At 40.4% G+C, this 19,457-nt stretch carries 37 protein-coding genes; all 37 read left to right on the top strand.

The window, feature by feature from the left end:
- Window positions 1-318 precede the first annotated feature (318 nt).
- A complete protein-coding gene (gene spx / locus P7J36_RS09675) occupies window positions 319-717 on the top strand; it encodes a transcriptional regulator Spx (RefSeq protein ID WP_105108276.1) in 399 nt (132 codons plus the stop codon).
- A gap of 105 nt (window positions 718-822) precedes the next feature.
- Window positions 823-1,089, top strand: a complete 267-nt coding sequence (locus tag P7J36_RS09680) for an IreB family regulatory phosphoprotein (protein WP_105108277.1) — start codon at window positions 823-825, stop codon at window positions 1,087-1,089.
- Window positions 1,089-1,508 carry a Holliday junction resolvase RuvX gene (gene ruvX, locus P7J36_RS09685; RefSeq protein WP_032502427.1) on the top strand — a complete coding sequence of 140 codons (420 nt, stop codon included), beginning with the start codon at window positions 1,089-1,091 and terminating at the stop codon, window positions 1,506-1,508. The genes P7J36_RS09680 and ruvX overlap by 1 nt, the downstream gene beginning before the upstream one ends.
- Before the next feature lie 11 nt (window positions 1,509-1,519).
- Complete coding sequence (locus P7J36_RS09690) at window positions 1,520-1,840, top strand: DUF1292 domain-containing protein (protein ID WP_002939343.1); 321 nt, start codon at window positions 1,520-1,522, stop codon at window positions 1,838-1,840.
- A gap of 499 nt (window positions 1,841-2,339) precedes the next feature.
- A complete protein-coding gene (locus tag P7J36_RS09695) occupies window positions 2,340-2,918 on the top strand; it encodes a nucleotidyltransferase family protein (protein ID WP_408551991.1) in 579 nt (192 codons plus the stop codon).
- Window positions 2,919-2,947: 29 nt separating this feature from the next.
- A complete protein-coding gene (locus tag P7J36_RS09700) occupies window positions 2,948-3,247 on the top strand; it encodes a hypothetical protein (protein WP_408551990.1) in 300 nt (99 codons plus the stop codon).
- A 257-nt stretch (window positions 3,248-3,504) separates the two neighbouring features.
- Complete coding sequence (rpsJ, locus tag P7J36_RS09705) at window positions 3,505-3,813, top strand: 30S ribosomal protein S10 (RefSeq protein WP_002939332.1); 309 nt, start codon at window positions 3,505-3,507, stop codon at window positions 3,811-3,813.
- Window positions 3,814-3,884: 71 nt separating this feature from the next.
- Window positions 3,885-4,511, top strand: a complete 627-nt coding sequence (gene rplC, locus P7J36_RS09710) for a 50S ribosomal protein L3 (protein WP_408551989.1) — start codon at window positions 3,885-3,887, stop codon at window positions 4,509-4,511.
- Window positions 4,512-4,535: 24 nt separating this feature from the next.
- Complete coding sequence (gene rplD / locus P7J36_RS09715; protein ID WP_408551988.1) at window positions 4,536-5,159, top strand: 50S ribosomal protein L4; 624 nt, start codon at window positions 4,536-4,538, stop codon at window positions 5,157-5,159.
- Window positions 5,159-5,458 carry a 50S ribosomal protein L23 gene (locus P7J36_RS09720; RefSeq protein ID WP_099808819.1) on the top strand — a complete coding sequence of 100 codons (300 nt, stop codon included), beginning with the start codon at window positions 5,159-5,161 and terminating at the stop codon, window positions 5,456-5,458. The genes rplD and P7J36_RS09720 overlap by 1 nt, the downstream gene beginning before the upstream one ends.
- Before the next feature lie 17 nt (window positions 5,459-5,475).
- Complete coding sequence (rplB, locus tag P7J36_RS09725) at window positions 5,476-6,309, top strand: 50S ribosomal protein L2 (RefSeq protein ID WP_002936663.1); 834 nt, start codon at window positions 5,476-5,478, stop codon at window positions 6,307-6,309.
- A gap of 101 nt (window positions 6,310-6,410) precedes the next feature.
- Window positions 6,411-6,692 carry a 30S ribosomal protein S19 gene (gene rpsS / locus P7J36_RS09730; protein WP_000533766.1) on the top strand — a complete coding sequence of 94 codons (282 nt, stop codon included), beginning with the start codon at window positions 6,411-6,413 and terminating at the stop codon, window positions 6,690-6,692.
- A gap of 17 nt (window positions 6,693-6,709) precedes the next feature.
- A complete protein-coding gene (gene rplV / locus P7J36_RS09735; RefSeq protein ID WP_002936662.1) occupies window positions 6,710-7,054 on the top strand; it encodes a 50S ribosomal protein L22 in 345 nt (114 codons plus the stop codon).
- Window positions 7,055-7,066: 12 nt separating this feature from the next.
- Window positions 7,067-7,720, top strand: coding sequence for a 30S ribosomal protein S3 (gene rpsC / locus P7J36_RS09740; protein WP_398582512.1), 654 nt, complete (start codon window positions 7,067-7,069; stop codon window positions 7,718-7,720).
- A 3-nt stretch (window positions 7,721-7,723) separates the two neighbouring features.
- Window positions 7,724-8,137: a 50S ribosomal protein L16 gene (rplP, locus tag P7J36_RS09745; RefSeq protein WP_002936660.1), complete on the top strand. Its 414-nt coding sequence runs from the start codon at window positions 7,724-7,726 to the stop codon at window positions 8,135-8,137.
- Between the two features lie 9 nt (window positions 8,138-8,146).
- Window positions 8,147-8,353 (top strand): 50S ribosomal protein L29, encoded by a 207-nt coding sequence (rpmC, locus tag P7J36_RS09750; protein WP_002936659.1) that lies wholly within the window; start codon window positions 8,147-8,149, stop codon window positions 8,351-8,353.
- A gap of 23 nt (window positions 8,354-8,376) precedes the next feature.
- Window positions 8,377-8,637, top strand: a complete 261-nt coding sequence (gene rpsQ / locus P7J36_RS09755) for a 30S ribosomal protein S17 (protein WP_000440801.1) — start codon at window positions 8,377-8,379, stop codon at window positions 8,635-8,637.
- 24 nt (window positions 8,638-8,661) lie between these two features.
- Window positions 8,662-9,030 (top strand): 50S ribosomal protein L14, encoded by a 369-nt coding sequence (gene rplN, locus P7J36_RS09760; RefSeq protein WP_004195497.1) that lies wholly within the window; start codon window positions 8,662-8,664, stop codon window positions 9,028-9,030.
- A 183-nt stretch (window positions 9,031-9,213) separates the two neighbouring features.
- On the top strand, window positions 9,214-9,519 hold the full coding sequence (rplX, locus tag P7J36_RS09765) for a 50S ribosomal protein L24 (RefSeq protein WP_002936656.1): 306 nt from the start codon (window positions 9,214-9,216) through the stop codon (window positions 9,517-9,519).
- A 23-nt stretch (window positions 9,520-9,542) separates the two neighbouring features.
- Window positions 9,543-10,085, top strand: a complete 543-nt coding sequence (rplE, locus tag P7J36_RS09770) for a 50S ribosomal protein L5 (protein WP_002936653.1) — start codon at window positions 9,543-9,545, stop codon at window positions 10,083-10,085.
- A gap of 14 nt (window positions 10,086-10,099) precedes the next feature.
- Window positions 10,100-10,285, top strand: coding sequence for a type Z 30S ribosomal protein S14 (locus P7J36_RS09775; RefSeq protein ID WP_002936651.1), 186 nt, complete (start codon window positions 10,100-10,102; stop codon window positions 10,283-10,285).
- Between the two features lie 336 nt (window positions 10,286-10,621).
- Entirely contained in the window at window positions 10,622-11,020 is a 399-nt protein-coding gene (gene rpsH, locus P7J36_RS09780) for a 30S ribosomal protein S8 (protein WP_002936647.1), read from the top strand.
- Between the two features lie 337 nt (window positions 11,021-11,357).
- Window positions 11,358-11,894, top strand: coding sequence for a 50S ribosomal protein L6 (gene rplF / locus P7J36_RS09785; protein WP_002936644.1), 537 nt, complete (start codon window positions 11,358-11,360; stop codon window positions 11,892-11,894).
- A gap of 88 nt (window positions 11,895-11,982) precedes the next feature.
- Complete coding sequence (gene rplR, locus P7J36_RS09790) at window positions 11,983-12,339, top strand: 50S ribosomal protein L18 (RefSeq protein WP_002936641.1); 357 nt, start codon at window positions 11,983-11,985, stop codon at window positions 12,337-12,339.
- Between the two features lie 18 nt (window positions 12,340-12,357).
- The gene (gene rpsE, locus P7J36_RS09795; protein ID WP_002936639.1) at window positions 12,358-12,852 is read left to right on the top strand and encodes a 30S ribosomal protein S5; all 495 of its coding nucleotides are present in this window, start codon (window positions 12,358-12,360) and stop codon (window positions 12,850-12,852) included.
- Between the two features lie 14 nt (window positions 12,853-12,866).
- On the top strand, window positions 12,867-13,049 hold the full coding sequence (gene rpmD, locus P7J36_RS09800; RefSeq protein ID WP_002936638.1) for a 50S ribosomal protein L30: 183 nt from the start codon (window positions 12,867-12,869) through the stop codon (window positions 13,047-13,049).
- 130 nt (window positions 13,050-13,179) lie between these two features.
- Window positions 13,180-13,620: a 50S ribosomal protein L15 gene (gene rplO / locus P7J36_RS09805; RefSeq protein WP_105128383.1), complete on the top strand. Its 441-nt coding sequence runs from the start codon at window positions 13,180-13,182 to the stop codon at window positions 13,618-13,620.
- Window positions 13,621-13,633: 13 nt separating this feature from the next.
- Window positions 13,634-14,944: a preprotein translocase subunit SecY gene (gene secY / locus P7J36_RS09810; protein WP_014637293.1), complete on the top strand. Its 1,311-nt coding sequence runs from the start codon at window positions 13,634-13,636 to the stop codon at window positions 14,942-14,944.
- 93 nt (window positions 14,945-15,037) lie between these two features.
- Window positions 15,038-15,679 (top strand): adenylate kinase, encoded by a 642-nt coding sequence (locus P7J36_RS09815; RefSeq protein WP_002936630.1) that lies wholly within the window; start codon window positions 15,038-15,040, stop codon window positions 15,677-15,679.
- A gap of 121 nt (window positions 15,680-15,800) precedes the next feature.
- Window positions 15,801-16,019, top strand: coding sequence for a translation initiation factor IF-1 (infA, locus tag P7J36_RS09820; RefSeq protein ID WP_002936627.1), 219 nt, complete (start codon window positions 15,801-15,803; stop codon window positions 16,017-16,019).
- Window positions 16,020-16,043: 24 nt separating this feature from the next.
- A complete protein-coding gene (gene rpmJ / locus P7J36_RS09825; RefSeq protein WP_001808836.1) occupies window positions 16,044-16,160 on the top strand; it encodes a 50S ribosomal protein L36 in 117 nt (38 codons plus the stop codon).
- A 19-nt stretch (window positions 16,161-16,179) separates the two neighbouring features.
- The gene (rpsM, locus tag P7J36_RS09830; RefSeq protein WP_002936622.1) at window positions 16,180-16,545 is read left to right on the top strand and encodes a 30S ribosomal protein S13; all 366 of its coding nucleotides are present in this window, start codon (window positions 16,180-16,182) and stop codon (window positions 16,543-16,545) included.
- Between the two features lie 17 nt (window positions 16,546-16,562).
- The gene (rpsK, locus tag P7J36_RS09835; RefSeq protein WP_004195509.1) at window positions 16,563-16,946 is read left to right on the top strand and encodes a 30S ribosomal protein S11; all 384 of its coding nucleotides are present in this window, start codon (window positions 16,563-16,565) and stop codon (window positions 16,944-16,946) included.
- Between the two features lie 44 nt (window positions 16,947-16,990).
- Complete coding sequence (locus P7J36_RS09840; protein WP_004195512.1) at window positions 16,991-17,929, top strand: DNA-directed RNA polymerase subunit alpha; 939 nt, start codon at window positions 16,991-16,993, stop codon at window positions 17,927-17,929.
- A 14-nt stretch (window positions 17,930-17,943) separates the two neighbouring features.
- Complete coding sequence (rplQ, locus tag P7J36_RS09845; protein WP_000331493.1) at window positions 17,944-18,330, top strand: 50S ribosomal protein L17; 387 nt, start codon at window positions 17,944-17,946, stop codon at window positions 18,328-18,330.
- Between the two features lie 198 nt (window positions 18,331-18,528).
- Window positions 18,529-18,873 (top strand): hypothetical protein, encoded by a 345-nt coding sequence (locus P7J36_RS09850; protein ID WP_029186625.1) that lies wholly within the window; start codon window positions 18,529-18,531, stop codon window positions 18,871-18,873.
- 38 nt (window positions 18,874-18,911) lie between these two features.
- Window positions 18,912-19,361 (top strand): glutamate-cysteine ligase family protein, encoded by a 450-nt coding sequence (locus P7J36_RS09855; RefSeq protein WP_408562448.1) that lies wholly within the window; start codon window positions 18,912-18,914, stop codon window positions 19,359-19,361.
- The last annotated feature ends 96 nt before the right edge of the window (window positions 19,362-19,457 follow it).

Genomic DNA, 19,457 nt, shown 5'->3' on the forward strand with positions numbered 1-19,457 from the left:
ATACCTTAAATCACATTTCATTTGACAACAGGAACCCTTGAACCTGTTTTTTCAGCTAAACCAAGGCTATAATTAGCTTTGGCCACCTAGCCTAACAGCTTCAAGCCTGTTATCAAATGAAATCATCAACTTACTCACATATAGTGAAACATCTAATTTTTGACTAAGGTAAGGTGGCTAACTTCATTATAGAACTTTCGAAAACCGAATTATTCCCCAAAAATTAAAAGTTTTTTTAAAATAGGTCTACAGACCGAGGGATTTTGTGATATAATGGTTTATAATGTGCCTACTAAGATGCAGCAAAGGAGTGACTACATGATTAAAATTTATACAGTATCTAGTTGTACTTCTTGTAAGAAAGCCAAGAACTGGTTGAATGCCCACCAATTATCCTACAATGAACATAACCTAGCTAAAGAGGCAATCACCAAGGAAGAAATTCTAAATATTTTGACCAAGACAGAAAACGGAATCGCCAGCATAGTTTCATCTAAAAACCGCTATGCAAAGAGTTTGGATTTCGATATTGAAGATTTGAGTGTCAATGAAGTGATTGACTTGATTACTTCTAATCCCCGTATTTTGAAAAGTCCGATTCTGATTGACGAGAAACGATTGCAGGTAGGTTATAAGGAGGACGATATTCGTGCTTTCTTACCTCGCTCTGTTCGTAATGTTGAAAATGCTCAGGCTCGTATGCGAGCAGCTTTATAAGAGTAGGAAAGAACTCTGATGATAGAGTTCTTTTTGCTCTTTCTTTGAGATTATGTAGATAGTGTGTTATAATGGGAGTAAGACATAATGAAAGAAGGTGTAAGTATGGGATTCACAGAAGAAACAGTCCGATTTCGTCTGGATGATACAGATAAGCAAGAAATTAGCCAAACGCTGACCAGTGTTTATCGTTCATTGGATGAGAAGGGGTATAATCCAATTAACCAAATCATAGGCTACGTATTAAGTGGGGACCCTGCTTATATTCCGCGCTATAATGATGCCCGCAACCAAATTCGTAAACACGAACGCGATGAAATTATCGAAGAATTGGTGCGTTACTATTTGAAAGGAAATGGGATTGACCTCTAATGAGAATTATGGGATTAGACGTCGGTTCTAAGACAGTTGGCGTAGCCATTTCAGATCCCCTGGGCTTCACGGCTCAAGGCTTGGAAATCATCCCAATTGATGAAGAAAAGGGTGAGTTTGGTTTGGAACGCTTAACTGAGTTAGTAGAGCAGTATAAGGTTGATAAATTTGTTGTAGGCTTGCCAAAGAATATGAATAATACTAGCGGACCGCGTGTGGAAGCTAGCCAAGCTTATGGAGATTTATTAATTGAGCGTTACAACCTACCAGTTGATTACCAGGATGAACGTTTGACAACTGTTGCCGCAGAACGTATGCTGATAGAACAGGCGGATATTAGCCGCGGGAAACGTAAGAAAGTTATTGATAAATTGGCTGCCCAGCTGATTTTGCAAAATTATTTAGATAGAACATTTTAAAGGAGATACTAATGGCACATCATCATGACCATGAACACGACCACAATCACGACGAGCGTGAATTGATTACTTTGGTAGACGACCAAGGAAACGAAACACTTTTTGAAATCTTATTGACGATTGACGGTCAAGAAGAGTTTGGTAAAAACTACGTCCTCTTAATTCCTGCAAGTGCAGAAGAAGATGAGAACGGAGAAGTTGAAATCCAAGCCTACTCATACATTGAAAATGAGAACGGCACAGAAGGCGACCTTCAACCAATCCCAGAAGACGCAACAGCCGAATGGGATATGATTGAAGAAGTCTTCAACAGCTTTATGGAAGAGGAATAAAAAGGTCCAGTGGACCTTTTTATCATGAGCCTGAAAACAAGAAAGCGAATTAGGGTCCAGTGGACCTTTTTATCATGAGCCTGAAAACAAGAAAGCGAATTAAGGTCCAGTGTACCTTTTTATCTTTGTCTGGTGGAGTGAAACAGTCTGGGGATAGACTGTTTCAGCCCGAGCCAAGAAACAGGAGAGCGAGGTAAGGTTTTGGGGATAGACTGTTTCAGCCCGAGCCAAGAAACAGGAGAGCGAGGTAAGGTTTTGGGGAGAGACTGTTTCAGCCCGAGCCAAGAAACAGGAGAGCGAGGTAAGGTTTTGGGGATAGACTGTTTCAGCCCGAGCCAAGAAACAGGAGAGCGAGGTAAGGTTTTGGGGATAGACTGTTTCAGCCCGAGCTAAGAAACAGGAGAGCGAAGTAAGGGTCTAGGGGAGACTGTTTCAGCCCAAGTTAAGAAACAGCAAGGCGAGGAATGAGTCGTGAGCCAGAAAATCCAAAGGGGGGCAGATGGAGGATAGTTTTACAGAAAGTAGAGAAGGAATGAACGAAGAATTAGAGAGACATCTACTGACTGATAAAAATATTTTGGTTATATTAGACATAATGGACAAGCTGAATTTATCAGATTGCTGGCTTTGTGCAGGAACTATCCGTAATTTCATTTGGAATCAATACAGTTTTGATGAAGAAACAGATGTCGATCTTGTGTTTTTTGATGAAAATATTTCTTATGAAGAGACAATGGAAATAGAAAGTAATTTATACCAAAACTACCCAGCCTATAGATGGGAATTAAAAAATCAAGTGTATATGCATATCCATAGTCCGAATACTAAACCATATCAATCATCAAGGGATGCGATTGAAAAATTCCCAGAAAGATGCACAGCGATAGGGATTTGTCGAACTGAAAGAAATAAATTAGAAATATTTGCTCCTTTTGGATTGAATGACATTTATGCTTACCAAGTACGACCAACGCCACATTTCTTAGCTGATTCTAATCGTATGGAATTGTATCGACAAAGAATTCTTAAGAAACAGTGGAAAAAGAAATGGCCATCGCTAACAGTAAAGGATACCTAACTCCCACCAAGTAAGCAGACAAAAATATCTTGTTGGAAATTGGTTCTTTTAGAGATCGGATCAAAGATTGCATACGTAGACAAAAAAGTCAGGATCGTAAGTTTGACCGCATGCCACATGAGGATATTCACGAATTATATCACGTAAAACAACCGTCAGGTTTGGTGAACGATGAATTATTGAAGCTGAGAGGTGCCTTGAGAGCTTGTCGTAAGAATCTCAGCGATGTCCAGCGTGCAAATGACAAAAAACTAATGAATGGCCAATGTTTAAATGGTCGTCGAAAAATGTTACGTGATTTACAAATGCATTTAAAGGGGGTTCGATAAAAATCTTCTATCATAATGAAGCTGAAGCGTGTAGAGAAGAATCCTGAAATAAAAGTCTTGGGATTTTTTTTGAATTTTTGAGTAAAAACTCTTGCACATGCAGGAGTTTTTTGATATCATGTCCTAGTGCCGTAAAAATTACGGCTGTAGCTTTGATGCAAGAGGTTGCGACACGCTCGGTTGCATTGCCACGCGACTCGTGTTGGTTTTCTTGTGGAGCTAGCCTATTATGTTAAATAGACGAAAAGGAGAAAAAGATGGCAAACAAAAAAATCCGCATCCGCTTGAAAGCGTACGAACACCGTACACTTGATACAGCAGCTGCAAAAATCGTTGAAACTGCAACACGTACAGGTGCTCAAGTAGCAGGTCCAGTTCCACTTCCAACAGAACGTAGCCTCTACACAATCATCCGTGCGACTCACAAGTATAAAGACTCTCGTGAGCAGTTCGAAATGCGTACACACAAACGTTTGATCGACATCATCAACCCAACTCAAAAAACAGTTGACGCTTTGATGAAATTGGATCTTCCAAGTGGTGTAAACGTAGAAATCAAACTTTAATTGATTTTGAGCATAAAAAACGCTCGTTAAAAACTTTTTAAATACAAAATAAGAAAAGGAATATTTTTCTCATGACAAAAGGAATCTTAGGGAAAAAAGTGGGAATGACTCAAATCTTCACTGAATCTGGTGAATTTATCCCTGTTACTGTCATCGAAGCAACTCCAAACGTTGTTCTTCAAGTGAAAACAGTTGAAACTGACGGTTATGCGGCAGTTCAAGTTGGTTTTGATGACAAACGTGAAGTATTGAGCAACAAACCTGCCAAAGGCCATGTAGCTAAAGCTAACACAGCTCCTAAGCGCTTCATTCGTGAATTCAAAAACATTGAAGGCTTGGAAGTTGGACAAGAAATTACAGTTGAAACTTTCGCAGCTGGTGATGTTGTTGATGTAACTGGTACATCTAAAGGTAAAGGTTTCCAAGGTGTTATCAAACGCCATGGTCAATCACGTGGTCCTATGGCTCACGGTTCTCGTTACCACCGTCGTCCAGGTTCTATGGGTCCTGTAGCACCTAACCGTGTATTCAAAGGTAAAAACCTTGCAGGTCGCATGGGTGGCAACCGTGTAACAATTCAAAACCTTGAAATTGTACAAGTTGTTCCAGAAAAGAACGTTATCCTTATCAAAGGTAACGTACCAGGTGCTAAGAAATCTCTTATCACTATCAAGTCAGCAGTTAAAGCTGGTAAATAATAAGGAAAGGGGAAATCAGTCGAAATGGCAAACGTAACATTATTTGACCAAACTGGTAAACAAGCTGGTGAAGTAGTTCTTAACGATGCGATCTTTGGTATCGAGCCAAACCAAGCAGTTGTATTTGATGTGATCATCAGCCAACGTGCTAGCCTTCGTCAAGGTACTCACGCAGTTAAAAACCGTTCAGCAGTCTCAGGTGGCGGACGCAAACCATGGCGTCAAAAAGGAACTGGACGTGCTCGTCAAGGTTCTATCCGTTCACCACAATGGCGTGGCGGTGGCGTAGTCTTCGGACCAACTCCACGTTCATACGCGTACAAACTTCCACAAAAAGTTCGTCGCTTGGCACTTAAATCTGTTTACTCAGAAAAAGTTGCTGAAAACAAATTTGTAGCTGTTAACTCACTTGAATTCACAGCTCCAAAAACTGCTGAATTTGCAAAAGTACTTGTAGCATTGAGCATTGATTCTAAAGTCCTTGTTATTCTTGAAGAAGGCAACGAATTCGCAGCTCTTTCAGCTCGCAACCTTCCAAACGTGAAAGTTGCTACAGCTACAACTGCAAGCGTCCTTGACATTGCAAATGCAGACAAACTTCTTGTAACTCAAGCAGCTATCTCTAAAATTGAGGAGGTTCTTGCATAATGAATTTGTATGATGTTATCAAAAAACCTGTCATCACAGAAAGCTCAATGGGCCAACTAGAAGCAGGCAAGTATGTATTTGAAGTTGACACTCGTGCACACAAACTCTTGATCAAACAAGCTGTTGAAGCGGCGTTTGAAGGCGTTAAAGTTGCAAATGTTAACACAATCAACGTGAAACCTAAAACAAAACGCGTAGGTCGTTATGTAGGTCGCACAAACAGCGTGAAGAAAGCAATCATCACTTTGACTGCTGATTCAAAAGCGATTGAATTGTTCGCTACAGCTGACGCTGAATAATCAAAGGAGGAATTAACGTGGGTATTAAAGTTTATAAACCAACGACAAATGGCCGTCGTAACATGACTTCTTTGGACTTCGCTGAAATCACTACAAGCACTCCAGAAAAAAGCTTGCTTGTAGCATTGAAGAGCAAAGCTGGTCGTAACAACAACGGTCGCATCACTGTTCGTCACCAAGGTGGCGGTCACAAACGTTTCTACCGTTTGGTAGACTTCAAACGTAACAAAGATGGCGTTGAAGCAATCGTTAAAACTATCGAGTACGATCCAAACCGTTCAGCAAACATCGCTCTTGTACACTACACAGACGGTGTTAAAGCTTACATCATTGCTCCTAAAGGTCTTGAAGTTGGTCAACGCATCGTTTCAGGTCCAGAAGCAGATATCAAAGTTGGTAACGCACTTCCACTTGCAAACATCCCAGTCGGTACTGTTGTTCACAACATCGAGTTGAAACCAGGTCGCGGTGGTGAGTTGGTTCGTGCTGCTGGTGCATCTGCACAGGTTCTTGGTCAAGAAGGTAAATACGTTCTTGTTCGCCTTCAATCAGGTGAAGTTCGTATGATCCTTGGTACTTGCCGTGCTACTGTTGGTACTGTGGGTAACGAACAACATGGCCTTGTTAACCTTGGTAAAGCAGGTCGTAGCCGTTGGAAAGGTATCCGTCCAACAGTTCGCGGTTCTGTAATGAACCCTAACGATCACCCACACGGTGGTGGTGAAGGTAAAGCACCAGTTGGTCGTAAAGCACCATCTACACCATGGGGTAAACCAGCTCTTGGTTTGAAAACTCGTAACAAGAAAGCTAAATCTGACAAACTTATCGTTCGTCGTCGCAACCAAAAATAATCTATTCTTAGTTGCATAGCATTCTATATCATCCGCCAACTCGGTAGCCCGCTATGCGGGCAAGCCGCTGTGGTACATATTTTAAAGGAGAAAACACTAAAATGGGACGTAGTCTTAAAAAAGGACCTTTCGTCGATGAGCATTTGATGAAAAAAGTTGAAGCTCAAGCAAACGACGAAAAGAAAAAAGTAATTAAAACTTGGTCACGTCGTTCAACGATCTTCCCAAGTTTCATCGGTTATACAATCGCAGTTTACGATGGACGTAAACACGTACCTGTATACATTCAAGAAGACATGGTAGGTCACAAACTTGGTGAATTTGCACCAACTCGTACTTACAAAGGTCATGCTGCTGACGACAAGAAAACTCGTCGTAAATAATTTAGGAGGAAAACACAATGGCAGAAATTACTTCAGCTAAAGCAACTGCTCGCACAGTACGTGTTTCACCTCGTAAATCACGTCTTGTCTTGGATAACATCCGTGGCAAAAGCGTAGCAGACGCAATCGCAATCTTGAAATTCACACCAAACAAAGCTGCAGGCATTATCGAGGGAGTTTTGAACTCAGCAATCGCTAACGCTGAAAATAACTTTGGTTTGGAAAAAGCTAACTTGGTAGTCAGCGAAGCATTCGCAAACGAAGGACCAACGTTGAAACGTTTCCGTCCACGTGCGAAAGGTTCAGCTTCACCAATCAACAAACGCACAGCTCACATCACTGTAGTTGTGGCAGAGAAATAAGGAGGTAAAAACGTGGGTCAAAAAGTACATCCAATTGGTATGCGTGTTGGCATCATCCGTGATTGGGATGCTAAATGGTATGCTGAAAAAGAATACGCGGATTACCTTCATGAAGATCTTGCAATCCGCAACTTTATCAAACAAGAATTGGCTGATGCGTCAACATCAACAATCGAAATCGAACGTGCTGTAAATAAAGTAATCGTTTCTATCCACACTGCTAAACCAGGTATGGTTATCGGTAAAGCTGGTAGCAACGTTGATGCACTTCGTGCTCAATTGAACAAATTGACTGGTAAGCAAGTACACATCAACATCATCGAAATCAAACAACCTGATTTGGATGCACACCTTGTTGGTGAGTCAATCGCTCGTCAATTGGAGCAACGTGTGGCATTCCGCCGTGCTCAAAAACAAGCTATCCAACGTGCAATGCGCGCTGGTGCAAAAGGTATCAAAACACAAGTTTCTGGTCGTTTGAACGGTGCTGATATTGCCCGTGCAGAAGGCTACTCAGAAGGAACTGTTCCTCTTCATACACTTCGTGCGGATATCGACTACGCTTGGGAAGAAGCTTTGACAACTTACGGTAAACTTGGTGTTAAAGTATGGATCTACCGTGGTGAAGTTCTTCCAGCTCGTAAAAACACTAAAGGAGGTAAATAACAAATGTTAGTACCTAAACGTGTAAAACACCGTCGTGAATTCCGTGGAAAAATGCGCGGTGAAGCTAAAGGTGGAAAACAAGTAGACTTTGGTCAATACGGTCTTCAAGCAACTACTAGCTCATGGATTACAAACCGCCAAATCGAAGCTGCCCGTATCGCTATGACGCGTTACATGAAACGTGGTGGTAAAGTTTGGATCAAGATCTTCCCACACAAATCATACACTGCTAAAGCTATCGGTGTACGTATGGGTTCTGGTAAAGGTGCTCCTGAAGGTTGGGTAGCTCCAGTTAAACGCGGTAAGGTTATGTTTGAAGTAGCTGGCGTTTCTGAAGAAATTGCACGCGAAGCATTCCGCCTTGCTGGTCACAAATTGCCAGTTAAAGTTAAATTCGTAAAACGTGAAGCAGAATAAGGAGAAGACATGAAACTTCAAGAAATTAAAGATTTTGTAAAAGAACTTCGTGGCCTTTCTCAAGAAGAACTTGCTAAGAAAGAAAACGAATTGAAGAAAGAACTCTTCGAACTTCGTTTCCAAGCTGCTGCTGGTCAACTTGAGCAAACTGCTCGTTTGAACGAAGTGAAGAAACAAATTGCACGTATCAAAACTGTGCAATCAGAAACTAAATAATAGATTGGGAAAGGAGAATTTCAATGGAACGCAATAATCGTAAAGTTCTTGTTGGACGCGTAGTATCTGACAAAATGGACAAAACAATCACAGTTGTAGTTGAAACTAAACGTAACCACCCAGTCTATGGTAAACGTATTAACTACTCTAAAAAGTACAAAGCTCATGATGAAAACAATGTTGCTAAAGAAGGCGATATCGTTCGTATCATGGAAACTCGCCCGCTTTCAGCTACAAAACGTTTCCGTCTTGTAGAAGTTGTGGAAGAGGCAGTTATCATTTAATCAACCTGAAAGGAGAAAATTGACATGATTCAAACAGAAACTCGTTTGAAAGTTGCTGACAACAGTGGCGCACGCGAAATCTTGACAATCAAAGTTCTTGGTGGTTCAGGACGTAAATTCGCGAACATCGGCGACATCATCGTTGCTTCAGTAAAACAAGCTACTCCTGGTGGTGCGGTTAAAAAAGGTGACGTTGTTAAAGCCGTTATCGTTCGTACTAAGACAGGTGCTCGTCGTGCTGATGGTTCATACATCAAATTCGATGAGAATGCTGCAGTTATCATCCGTGAAGATAAAACACCTCGCGGAACTCGTATCTTTGGCCCAGTGGCACGCGAATTGCGTGATGGCGGTTTCATGAAAATCGTTTCATTGGCACCAGAAGTGCTTTAATAAAATAGTTTTTAGGAAATTTGTTACAGACTAGGCAGTTTGTTGTAGATAGTACTTGGGTACATCAAAACAAACTAACGAAGTCTGTGACGGATTTAGTAAACTAGAAAACAAACTAAGTCCCCTGGTTAAATTACTAACCAGGGTGCCCATTAGGGCGTAAGAAATCATAGGAGAAATCAAATGTTTGTAAAAAAAGGCGATAAAGTTCGCGTAATCGCTGGTAAAGACAAAGGCGTTGAAGCAGTTGTCGTAACAGCACTTCCAAAAGTAAACAAAGTTATTGTTGAAGGTGTTAACATCGTTAAGAAACACCAAAAACCAAACAGCGAAAACCCTCAAGGCGCTATCGTTGAAAAAGAAGCTCCAATCCATGTGTCAAACGTTCAAGTTCTTGACAAAAATGGTGTTGCAGGACGCGTTGGTTACAAGTTTGTAGACGGCAAAAAAGTTCGCTACAACAAAAAATCAGGCGAAGTGCTTGATTAATCACGAAGGAAAGGAGAAGTATAATGGCAAATCGTTTAAAAGAAAAATATCTTAATGAAGTAGTTCCTGCTTTGACTGAACAGTTTAACTATTCTTCAGTTATGGCTGTGCCAAAAGTTGATAAGATCGTTTTGAACATGGGTGTTGGTGACGCTGTTTCTAACGCTAAAAACCTTGAGAAAGCTGCTCAAGAATTGGCTTTGATCTCAGGTCAAAAACCACTTATCACTAAAGCTAAGAAATCAATCGCCGGCTTCCGTCTTCGTGAGGGTGTTGCGATCGGTGCGAAAGTAACTCTTCGTGGCGAACGTATGTATGAGTTCTTGGACAAATTGGTTACAGTTTCACTTCCACGTGTACGTGACTTCCACGGTGTACCAACTAAGTCATTTGACGGACGTGGTAACTACACACTTGGTGTGAAAGAGCAATTGATCTTCCCAGAAATCAACTTCGACGATGTTGATAAGACTCGCGGTATGGATATCGTTATCGTTACAACTGCTAACACTGACGAAGAATCACGTGCATTGCTTACTGGCCTTGGTATGCCGTTTGCAAAATAAGAGGGAGAGAATAAATGGCTAAAAAATCAATGATCGCTAAGAACAAACGCCCAGCTAAGTTCTCTACACAAGCTTACACACGCTGTGAAAAATGTGGACGTCCACACTCAGTTTACCGCAAATTCAAATTGTGCCGTGTATGCTTCCGCGACTTGGCTTACCTTGGACAAATTCCTGGCGTAACAAAAGCTTCTTGGTAAGATAAGATGTGAGAGCGTTTAGCAACCAACGCAAAGATAGGAGATTTGACGATGAAGTTTACTTCTAGGAAAATCTATCTTCTTTGCTAAGGTTGTAGCTCGAACTCAATTAAAACATGATACTAAGGGCGTGACGGACAAAGTGAAAATAGGAACTCTAGCGAAGAACGCTCGCGTTCTAGATAGAGTTATCTTTTTCACACAGACCGTAGCCCGAGTTCAAATGTTAGGATGCAATAGCATTATACTAGCAAATTCAAACTTTGCATTGCCTATCAGGCACACATTAACTAGCAAGTGATTCAATCAAACTGCTAGTAAGAGGAGAAACAACAAATGGTTATGACTGACCCAATTGCAGATTTTTTGACACGTATTCGTAACGCTAACCAAGCAAAACACGAAGTGCTTGAAGTACCTGCATCAAATATCAAAAAAGGTATTGCTACAATCCTTAAAAACGAAGGTTTTGTAAAAAACGTTGAATTCATCGAAGATGACAAACAAGGCATCATCCGCGTATTCTTGAAATACGGACCAAACGGTGAAAAAGTTATCACTAACTTGAAACGCGTTTCAAAACCAGGTCTTCGTGTTTACTCAAAACGTGAAGATATTCCAAAAGTTCTTAACGGACTTGGTATCGCAATCATCTCAACATCAGAAGGTCTTTTGACTGACAAACAAGCTCGTCAAAAGAACGTTGGTGGTGAGGTTATCGCATACGTTTGGTAATTGGATGATACCAAGAGCGTAGTGACCCAAGTGAAAATAGGAAATCAAACGAAGAATACTTGCATTCAAGTTTGATTTATCTTTTTCACACAGGTCACAGCTCGGGTTCAAATCTAATAATCTGATTTGAAGGTATTATGAAACCAAACTAGAACAAGATTCACTAATTGAACACGCCTACAACTCTTTGAAAAAAGATAAACTCTCCTTAGATGCTCAAGCATCAGCAGTCGAGTTTCCTATTTTTCTTCGAGTTGCTTAACGGCTTTGTATCTTGTTCACCCCGTGAAAACTAGTCGCTTTACGGCTTGATAATTTAACAGGAGAATTAAAAAATATGTCACGTATTGGTAATAAAGTAATTACATTGCCTGCTGGTGTTGAGCTTGCTCAAAACAACGGCGTGGTAACTGTAAAAGGACCTAAAGGGGAATTGACTCGTGAATTCCCAACTGCTATTGAAATCCGTGTGGAAGGTACAGAAGTTACTCTTCACCGTCCAAACGATTCAAAAGAAATGAAGACTATTCACGGTACTAGCCGTGCTAACCTCAACAACATGGTTGTTGGTGTTTCTGAAGGCTTCAAAAAAGAACTTGAAATGCGTGGTGTCGGTTACCGTGCTCAATTAGCTGGTAACAAATTGACACTTGCTGTTGGTAAATCACATCCAGACGAAGTGGTTGCACCAGAAGGTATCACATTTGAAGTTCCAACACCAACACAAATCGTCGTGTCTGGTATCAACAAAGAAGTTGTTGGTCAAACAGCAGCTTATATCCGTAGCCTTCGTGCTCCTGAGCCATACAAAGGTAAAGGTATCCGCTACGTTGGTGAATTCGTTCGCCGTAAAGAAGGTAAAACAGGTAAATAATAGCTTGCTGAGGTGGCTTAGCCACCTGGCTGACTATTTCTCAAATTGTTTCGTAAGAAACAGAATCATACATTAAGAGGTGAATATTGTGATTTCAAAACCAGATAAAAACAAAATCCGCCAAAAACGCCACCGTCGCGTTCGCGGTAAAATCTCTGGAACTGCTGCTCGCCCACGTTTGAACATTTTCCGTTCTAATACAGGCATCTACGCTCAAGTGATTGATGACGTAGCGGGTGTAACGCTCGCAAGCGCTTCTACTCTTGATAAAGAAGTTTCAAAAGGTACTAAGACAGAACAAGCTGTTGTTGTAGGTAAACTCGTTGCTGAACGCGCGGTAGCTAAAGGTATTTCTGAAGTGGTCTTTGACCGCGGTGGATATCTCTATCACGGACGTGTGAAAGCTTTGGCTGAATCAGCTCGTGAAAACGGATTGAAATTCTAATAGGGAGGACACTAAGAAATGGCATTCAAAGATAACGCAGTTGAAATTGAAGAACGCGTAGTAGCCATCAACCGTGTTACAAAAGTTGTTAAAGGTGGACGTCGTCTTCGTTTTGCAGCTCTTGTGGTTGTTGGTGACCGTAACGGTCGTGTAGGTTTCGGTACTGGTAAAGCTCAAGAAGTACCAGAAGCTATCCGTAAAGCAGTTGAATCTGCTAAGAAAAACATGATTGAAGTACCAATGGTTGGTACAACAATCCCTCACGAAGTTCGCTCAGAATTTGGCGGCGCTCGTGTATTGTTGAAACCTGCTTCAGAAGGTTCTGGAGTTGCTGCCGGTGGTGCAACTCGTGCCGTAATCGAATTGGCAGGTATCGCAGATGTGACTTCTAAGTCACTTGGTTCAAACACACCAATCAACATCGTTCGCGCAACAGTTGAAGGTTTGAAACAATTGAAACGTGCTGAAGAAGTGGCTGCACTTCGTGGCATCTCAGTTTCTGATTTAGCATAAGAAAGGAGATACTCATGGCTCAAATTAAAATCACTTTGACTAAGTCTCCAATCGGTCGCAAACCAGAACAACGTAAAACAGTTGTTGCACTTGGACTTGGTAAATTGAACTCTTCAGTTGTTAAAGAAGATAACCCAGCTATTCTTGGAATGGTGAACGCTATCTCTCACTTAGTAACTGTAGAAGAAGTTAAGTAATCTAACAAATAGACTAAGTCGCATAGAGAAATCTTTGCGACTTCTAGTCAATTTAATAATAGAAGCGAGTTTGTGGATGAAGACTCTTGTAGTCCACAGGCGCTAGCATATAAAAGAGGAGAAAAAAATAATGAAACTTCATGAATTGCAACCTGCTGCAGGTTCTCGTAAAGTCCGCAACCGTGTAGGTCGTGGTACATCATCAGGTAACGGTAAAACTTCTGGCCGTGGTCAAAAAGGTCAAAAAGCTCGTAGCGGTGGCGGTGTACGTCCAGGTTTTGAGGGTGGACAAACTCCATTGTTCCGTCGTCTTCCAAAACGTGGTTTCACAAACATCAACGCTAAAGAGTACGCAATCGTTAACCTTGATCAATTGAACGCTTTTGAAGATGGTGCAGAAGTAACACCAGTTGTGCTTATCGAAGCTGGAATCGTTAAAGCTGAAAAATCAGGAATTAAAATTCTTGGTAACGGTGAATTGACGAAGAAATTGACAGTTAAAGCTGCTAAATTCTCTAAATCAGCTGAAGAAGCAATCACTTCTAAAGGTGGCTCAGTAGAAGTCATCTAAGAGGTGACAGCCTATGTTTTTTAAACTTTTAAAAGATGCCTTAAAGGTAAAATTGGTACGTAGTAAAATTCTATTTACTATCTTTATCCTTTTTGTCTTCCGCGTAGGAACCCACATTACAGTACCAGGAGTAAACGCAAAGAGTCTTGAAGCCTTGTCAAATGTTCCGTTTTTGAACATGTTGAGCTTGGTTTCGGGAAATGCTATGCGTAATTTCTCAGTTTTCGCACTAGGGGTTAGTCCTTATATTACAGCTTCCATCATTGTTCAACTTTTGCAAATGGATATTTTACCTAAATTTGTTGAATGGGGTAAGCAAGGTGAAGTTGGTCGTCGTAAACTGAATCAGGCAACACGCTACATTTCTTTGGTACTGGCATTTGTTCAATCGATTGGTATTACAGCAGGCTTTAATGCCTTGTCTGGTGCAAAATTGACCAATATGCCACTAAATTGGCAAACATATTTGTTGATTGGATCAATTTTGACAACAGGTTCGATTATTGTAACCTGGTTGGGGGAACAAATTTCTGAAAAGGGCTATGGTAATGGTACATCAATGATTATCTTCGCGGGTATCATTTCATCACTACCAGGAACTTTTCACGAGATTTACATTGATCGCTTTGTTAATATTGAATCAAGTCGTTTGGGGGAGTCAGCAATCTTTGTTGCTGCACTCGTCGTATTAATATTCTTTGTTGTGTATTTTACAACTTTTGTACAACAAGCAGAATATAAATTACCAATTCAATATACAAAACGTGCACAAGGAGCACCTTCTAGCTCATATTTACCGTTGAAATTGAATCCAGCAGGAGTTATTCCCGTAATCTTTGCAGGCTCAATCACTGCAGTTCCAACTTCTTTGATTCAATATTTCGCAAGTCAAAATAAGAGTGCCGGGTGGTTATTGACGGTTCAGGAATACTTTGATTATTCAACTGCTAAAGGTATGATTGTATATGCAGGTTTAATTATTGCCTTTACATTCTTCTACACCTTTGTTCAAGTAAATCCTGAGAAGACTGCAGAAAGCCTTCAGAAAAGTGCAGCCTATATCCATGGAGTTCGTCCTGGTAATGGCACTGAACAGTTTTTGTCAAAATTATTGACAAGATTGGCAGTAATCGGTGCACTCTTCTTGAGTTTTGTAGCTTTGTTGCCTATCCTTGCGCAAAATCTCTTTGGGCTTTCTTCAAGCATTGCGTTCCTTGGTACAAGTTTGATTATCGTAATCTCTACAAGTATCGAAGGCATCAAGCAATTAGAAGGCTACCTTCTTAAGAGAAAATATGTAGGTTTCTTAGAAATTACAGAATAGAATATAGGTTGACCTAGTCAACCTTCTATTTTGTTTTTAGATAAGTTTGTCAATAATGGCAAATTTATGTGAAAACAAAATAAGGAGTTTGTCATGAATCTTTTAATTATGGGTTTACCAGGTGCTGGTAAAGGGACACAAGCGGCCAAGATTGTTGAGAAATTCAATGTTGCTCATATTTCAACAGGAGATATGTTCCGTGCAGCAATGGCCAATCAGACTGAAATGGGTATTCTTGCCAAGTCGTACATCGATAAGGGGGACCTCGTTCCCGATGAAGTTACTAATGGCATTGTCAAAGAACGGTTGGTTCAGGATGACATCAAGGAAAAAGGCTTTTTGCTAGATGGCTATCCTCGTACGATTGAACAAGCTCATGCCTTGGATGAAAATTTGGCTGACTTAGGAATTGAGTTGCAAGGTGTTATCAATATTGAGATTGATCCTTCAAAATTGGTAGAGCGTCTCAGCGGTCGTATTATTCATAAAGAAACCGGAGAGACTTTCCACAAAGTATTCAATCCACCTGTTGGAGACTACAAAGAGGAAGACTTCTATCAACGTGAAGATGACAAGCCAGAATCTGTCAAACGTCGTTTAGAGGTCAATATCGCACAAGGACAGCCAATCATTGATCATTATCGTGCAAAAGGGCTGGTCCATGATATTGAAGGTGACCAAGACATTGACCTTGTTTTCCAAGCAATTGATACAGTACTATCAAAATTGCAATAAACTAATAGATTTGGCTTGCATTTTTTATACAAAGATGATAAAATAGCCTAGTCTGACTTATAATTGTTACCTCTGTGTTCAGAGGACATCAAATCGATATTTAGAGAGGGGTTACTTTTGCATGGCAAAAGAAGATGTGATTGAAATTGAAGGCAAAGTAGTCGATACAATGCCAAATGCTATGTTTACTGTTGAGTTGGAGAACGGACACCAAGTCCTTGCAACTGTTTCAGGTAAAATCCGTAAAAACTACATTCGTATTTTGGTCGGTGACCGCGTAACTGTTGAGCTTAGTCCATACGACTTGACACGTGGACGTATCACATACCGCTTTAAATAGTCGAAATACTTGGAGGGATTAAACATGAAAGTAAGACCATCGGTCAAACCAATTTGCGAATACTGCAAAGTTATTCGTCGTAATGGTCGTGTTATGGTGATTTGCCCAGCAAACCCTAAACACAAGCAACGTCAAGGTTAAGAAATAGAAAGGAGAAAACATGGCTCGTATTGCTGGAGTTGACATTCCAAATGACAAACGTGTAGTTATTTCATTAACTTATGTTTATGGTATCGGTCTTGCAACATCTAAAAAAATTCTTGCAGCTGCAGGTATTTCAGAAGATGTACGCGTGAAAGATTTGACATCAGATCAAGAAGATGCTATTCGTCGTGAAGTTGATGCAATCAAAGTTGAAGGTGACCTCCGTCGTGAAGTTAACTTGAACATCAAACGTTTGATGGAAATCGGTTCATACCGTGGTATCCGTCACCGTCGTGGACTTCCTGTCCGTGGACAAAACACTAAAAACAATGCCCGCACTCGTAAAGGTAAAGCTGTTGCGATTGCAGGTAAGAAAAAATAATATAGGAGGTAGAAAAATTGGCTAAACCAACACGTAAACGTCGTGTGAAAAAGAATATCGAATCTGGTATTGCTCATATTCACGCTACATTTAATAACACTATTGTTATGATTACTGATGTGCATGGTAACGCTATTGCTTGGTCATCAGCTGGTGCTCTTGGTTTCAAAGGTTCTCGTAAATCTACACCATTCGCAGCTCAAATGGCTTCAGAAGCAGCTGCTAAATCTGCACAAGAACACGGTCTTAAAACAGTTGAAGTTACCGTTAAAGGCCCAGGTTCAGGTCGTGAGTCTGCTATCCGCGCTCTTGCTGCCGCTGGTCTTGAAGTAACAGCAATTCGTGATGTGACTCCTGTACCACACAATGGTGCTCGTCCTCCAAAACGTCGCCGTGTATAATCATACATTCCATACACAGCTTTTCGTTTAAGAGGGAGTAAGAAATGATTGAGTTTGAAAAACCAACAATAACAAAAATTGATGAAAATAAAGATTACGGCAGATTTGTGATCGAACCATTAGAACGTGGTTACGGTACAACTCTTGGTAACTCTCTTCGTCGTGTACTTCTTGCCTCACTTCCAGGTGCTGCAGTAACATCAATTAAAATTGATGGTGTACTCCACGAATTCGACACAGTTCCAGGTGTTCGTGAAGATGTTATGCAAATTATTCTTAACATCAAAGGCATTGCTGTAAAATCTTATGTCGAAGACGAAAAGAAAATTGAACTTGATGTAGTAGGTCCAGCTGAAGTAACAGCAGGAGACATTCTTACAGATAGTGACATTGAAATTGTAAACCCTGACCATTATCTCTTTACCATTGCTGATGGTGCCACTTTTAAAGCTGTTTTGACTGTCAATTCAGGTCGTGGTTATGTACCAGCTGAGGGTAATAAGAAAGATGATGCACCAGTGGGAACACTTGCTGTAGATTCTATCTATACGCCAGTGAAGAAAGTCAATTATCAAGTTGAACCAGCTCGTGTTGGTAGCAATGATGGTTTTGACAAATTAACACTTGAAATCAACACAAATGGCACCATTATTCCAGAAGATGCTTTAGGTCTTTCTGCACGCATTTTGATGGAGCACTTAGGTCTCTTCACTGACTTGACTGAAGTTGCAAAATCTGCAGAAGTGATGAAAGAAGCTGAAGTGGCTTCAGATGATCGTATGCTTGATCGTACGATTGAAGAATTGGATCTATCTGTTCGCTCATATAACTGTCTGAAACGTGCAGGCATTAACACTGTATTCGACTTGACAGAGAAAACTGAGCCAGAAATGATGAAAGTGCGCAATCTTGGTCGCAAGAGTCTTGAAGAAGTTAAAGTTAAATTGGCTGATCTTGGTCTAGGATTGAAAAAAGATAAATAATATAGGAGGAAATCATGGCATACCGTAAACTAGGACGCACTAGCTCACAACGTAAAGCAATGTTGCGCGATTTGACAACTGACCTTTTGATCAACGAATCAATCGTTACAACTGAAGCTCGTGCTAAAGAAATCCGTAAAACAGTTGAAAAAATGATCACACTTGGTAAACGTGGTGATTTGCACGCACGTCGTCAAGCAGCCGCATTTGTTCGTAACGAAATTGCATCTGAAAACTATGATGAAGCAACTGATAAGTACACTTCTACTACAGCACTTCAAAAATTGTTCTCTGAAATTGCACCTCGTTATGCAGAACGTAATGGTGGATATACTCGTATCCTCAAAACTGAACCACGTCGTGGCGATGCTGCACCAATGGCAATTATTGAACTTGTATAAGATCATCAATTTTGTTGAGTGTTATGATGATGGAATCCTATTCTGATTCTTAGTCTAGCTCTGGTCTACCGCTGAGCTTGTCTCAGCGGTAACACTCATCATGTTGATTGGACGCTTGTTTACGAAATTACTCTAAGATAGAATAATTTCGTAAGCAGGCGTTTTTATTTTACTCAAAAATTTTGATATACTTATAAAATGAATAGAGAAGATAGAATATCCATAGGCAATTGTTTTGAAGAATACTATTTTGCTAACATTAAAGAAAAGCCAGAATTGTTTATAGGTGTAGAATTAGAATATCCGATAGTTAATATCTCAGGGAAAGCAACTTCTATTCAAGTCGCTACAGATATGATGCGACACATTTCTAATCAAAATGGATTTACAATCATCAAAAGAGATGATAGAGGAAATCCGATAGAACTCCAGCACGAGTCGGGAGACCTCATACTATTTGAAGTCACGTATAATACACTAGAATTTGCATTCGCAAAAGCAAAAAATATTGGTAGTGTAGAAGAGCCCATAAAGAATATCTAGCGAATATTCAATATTATTTGCGCCAAAATGGACATGAATTGCAGGGGTTAGGGATAAATCCCAATTGGGAAAATAATGACAATAGACCGGTAGATATGGGCCGATATAGGATGTTGATGAACTATCTCAAGCTAGGAGAAGGCAAACCTAATATGCATCCCTATACTAGATATGCTGGCTTTATTTGTGGAAATCAAGTGCAGTTTGATGTGAGTCGAAAATCCTTTTTACGAGTCATTAATGCGTTTAATAAAATTGAAGCAGCGAAGGCGTTTTTGTTTGCAAATTCACCATTCGACCAGATAGATGATATGGCCCTTACGAGGGATTATTTTTGGGAATATTCAATGCATGGCCTCTTAAAGAATAACGTTGGTATCTACTCAGAGGAATTTCATACTGAGGCAGAATATCGTCAATACCAAGAAGAGTCCGCAATGTTTTATGTCATCAGGGATAACTGTTATAGTTGTTTAGTTTTTATTTAATATATGATAAAATAGACACATGACTTACGGAATTGATTTTAGAAAACGCGTTATTGCCTATGTCCAATCAGGACACACAAAAAAGGAAACCTGTGA

This window comes from Streptococcus suis, from assembly GCF_046032115.1.
GTDB lineage: Bacteria > Bacillota > Bacilli > Lactobacillales > Streptococcaceae > Streptococcus > Streptococcus suis_AJ.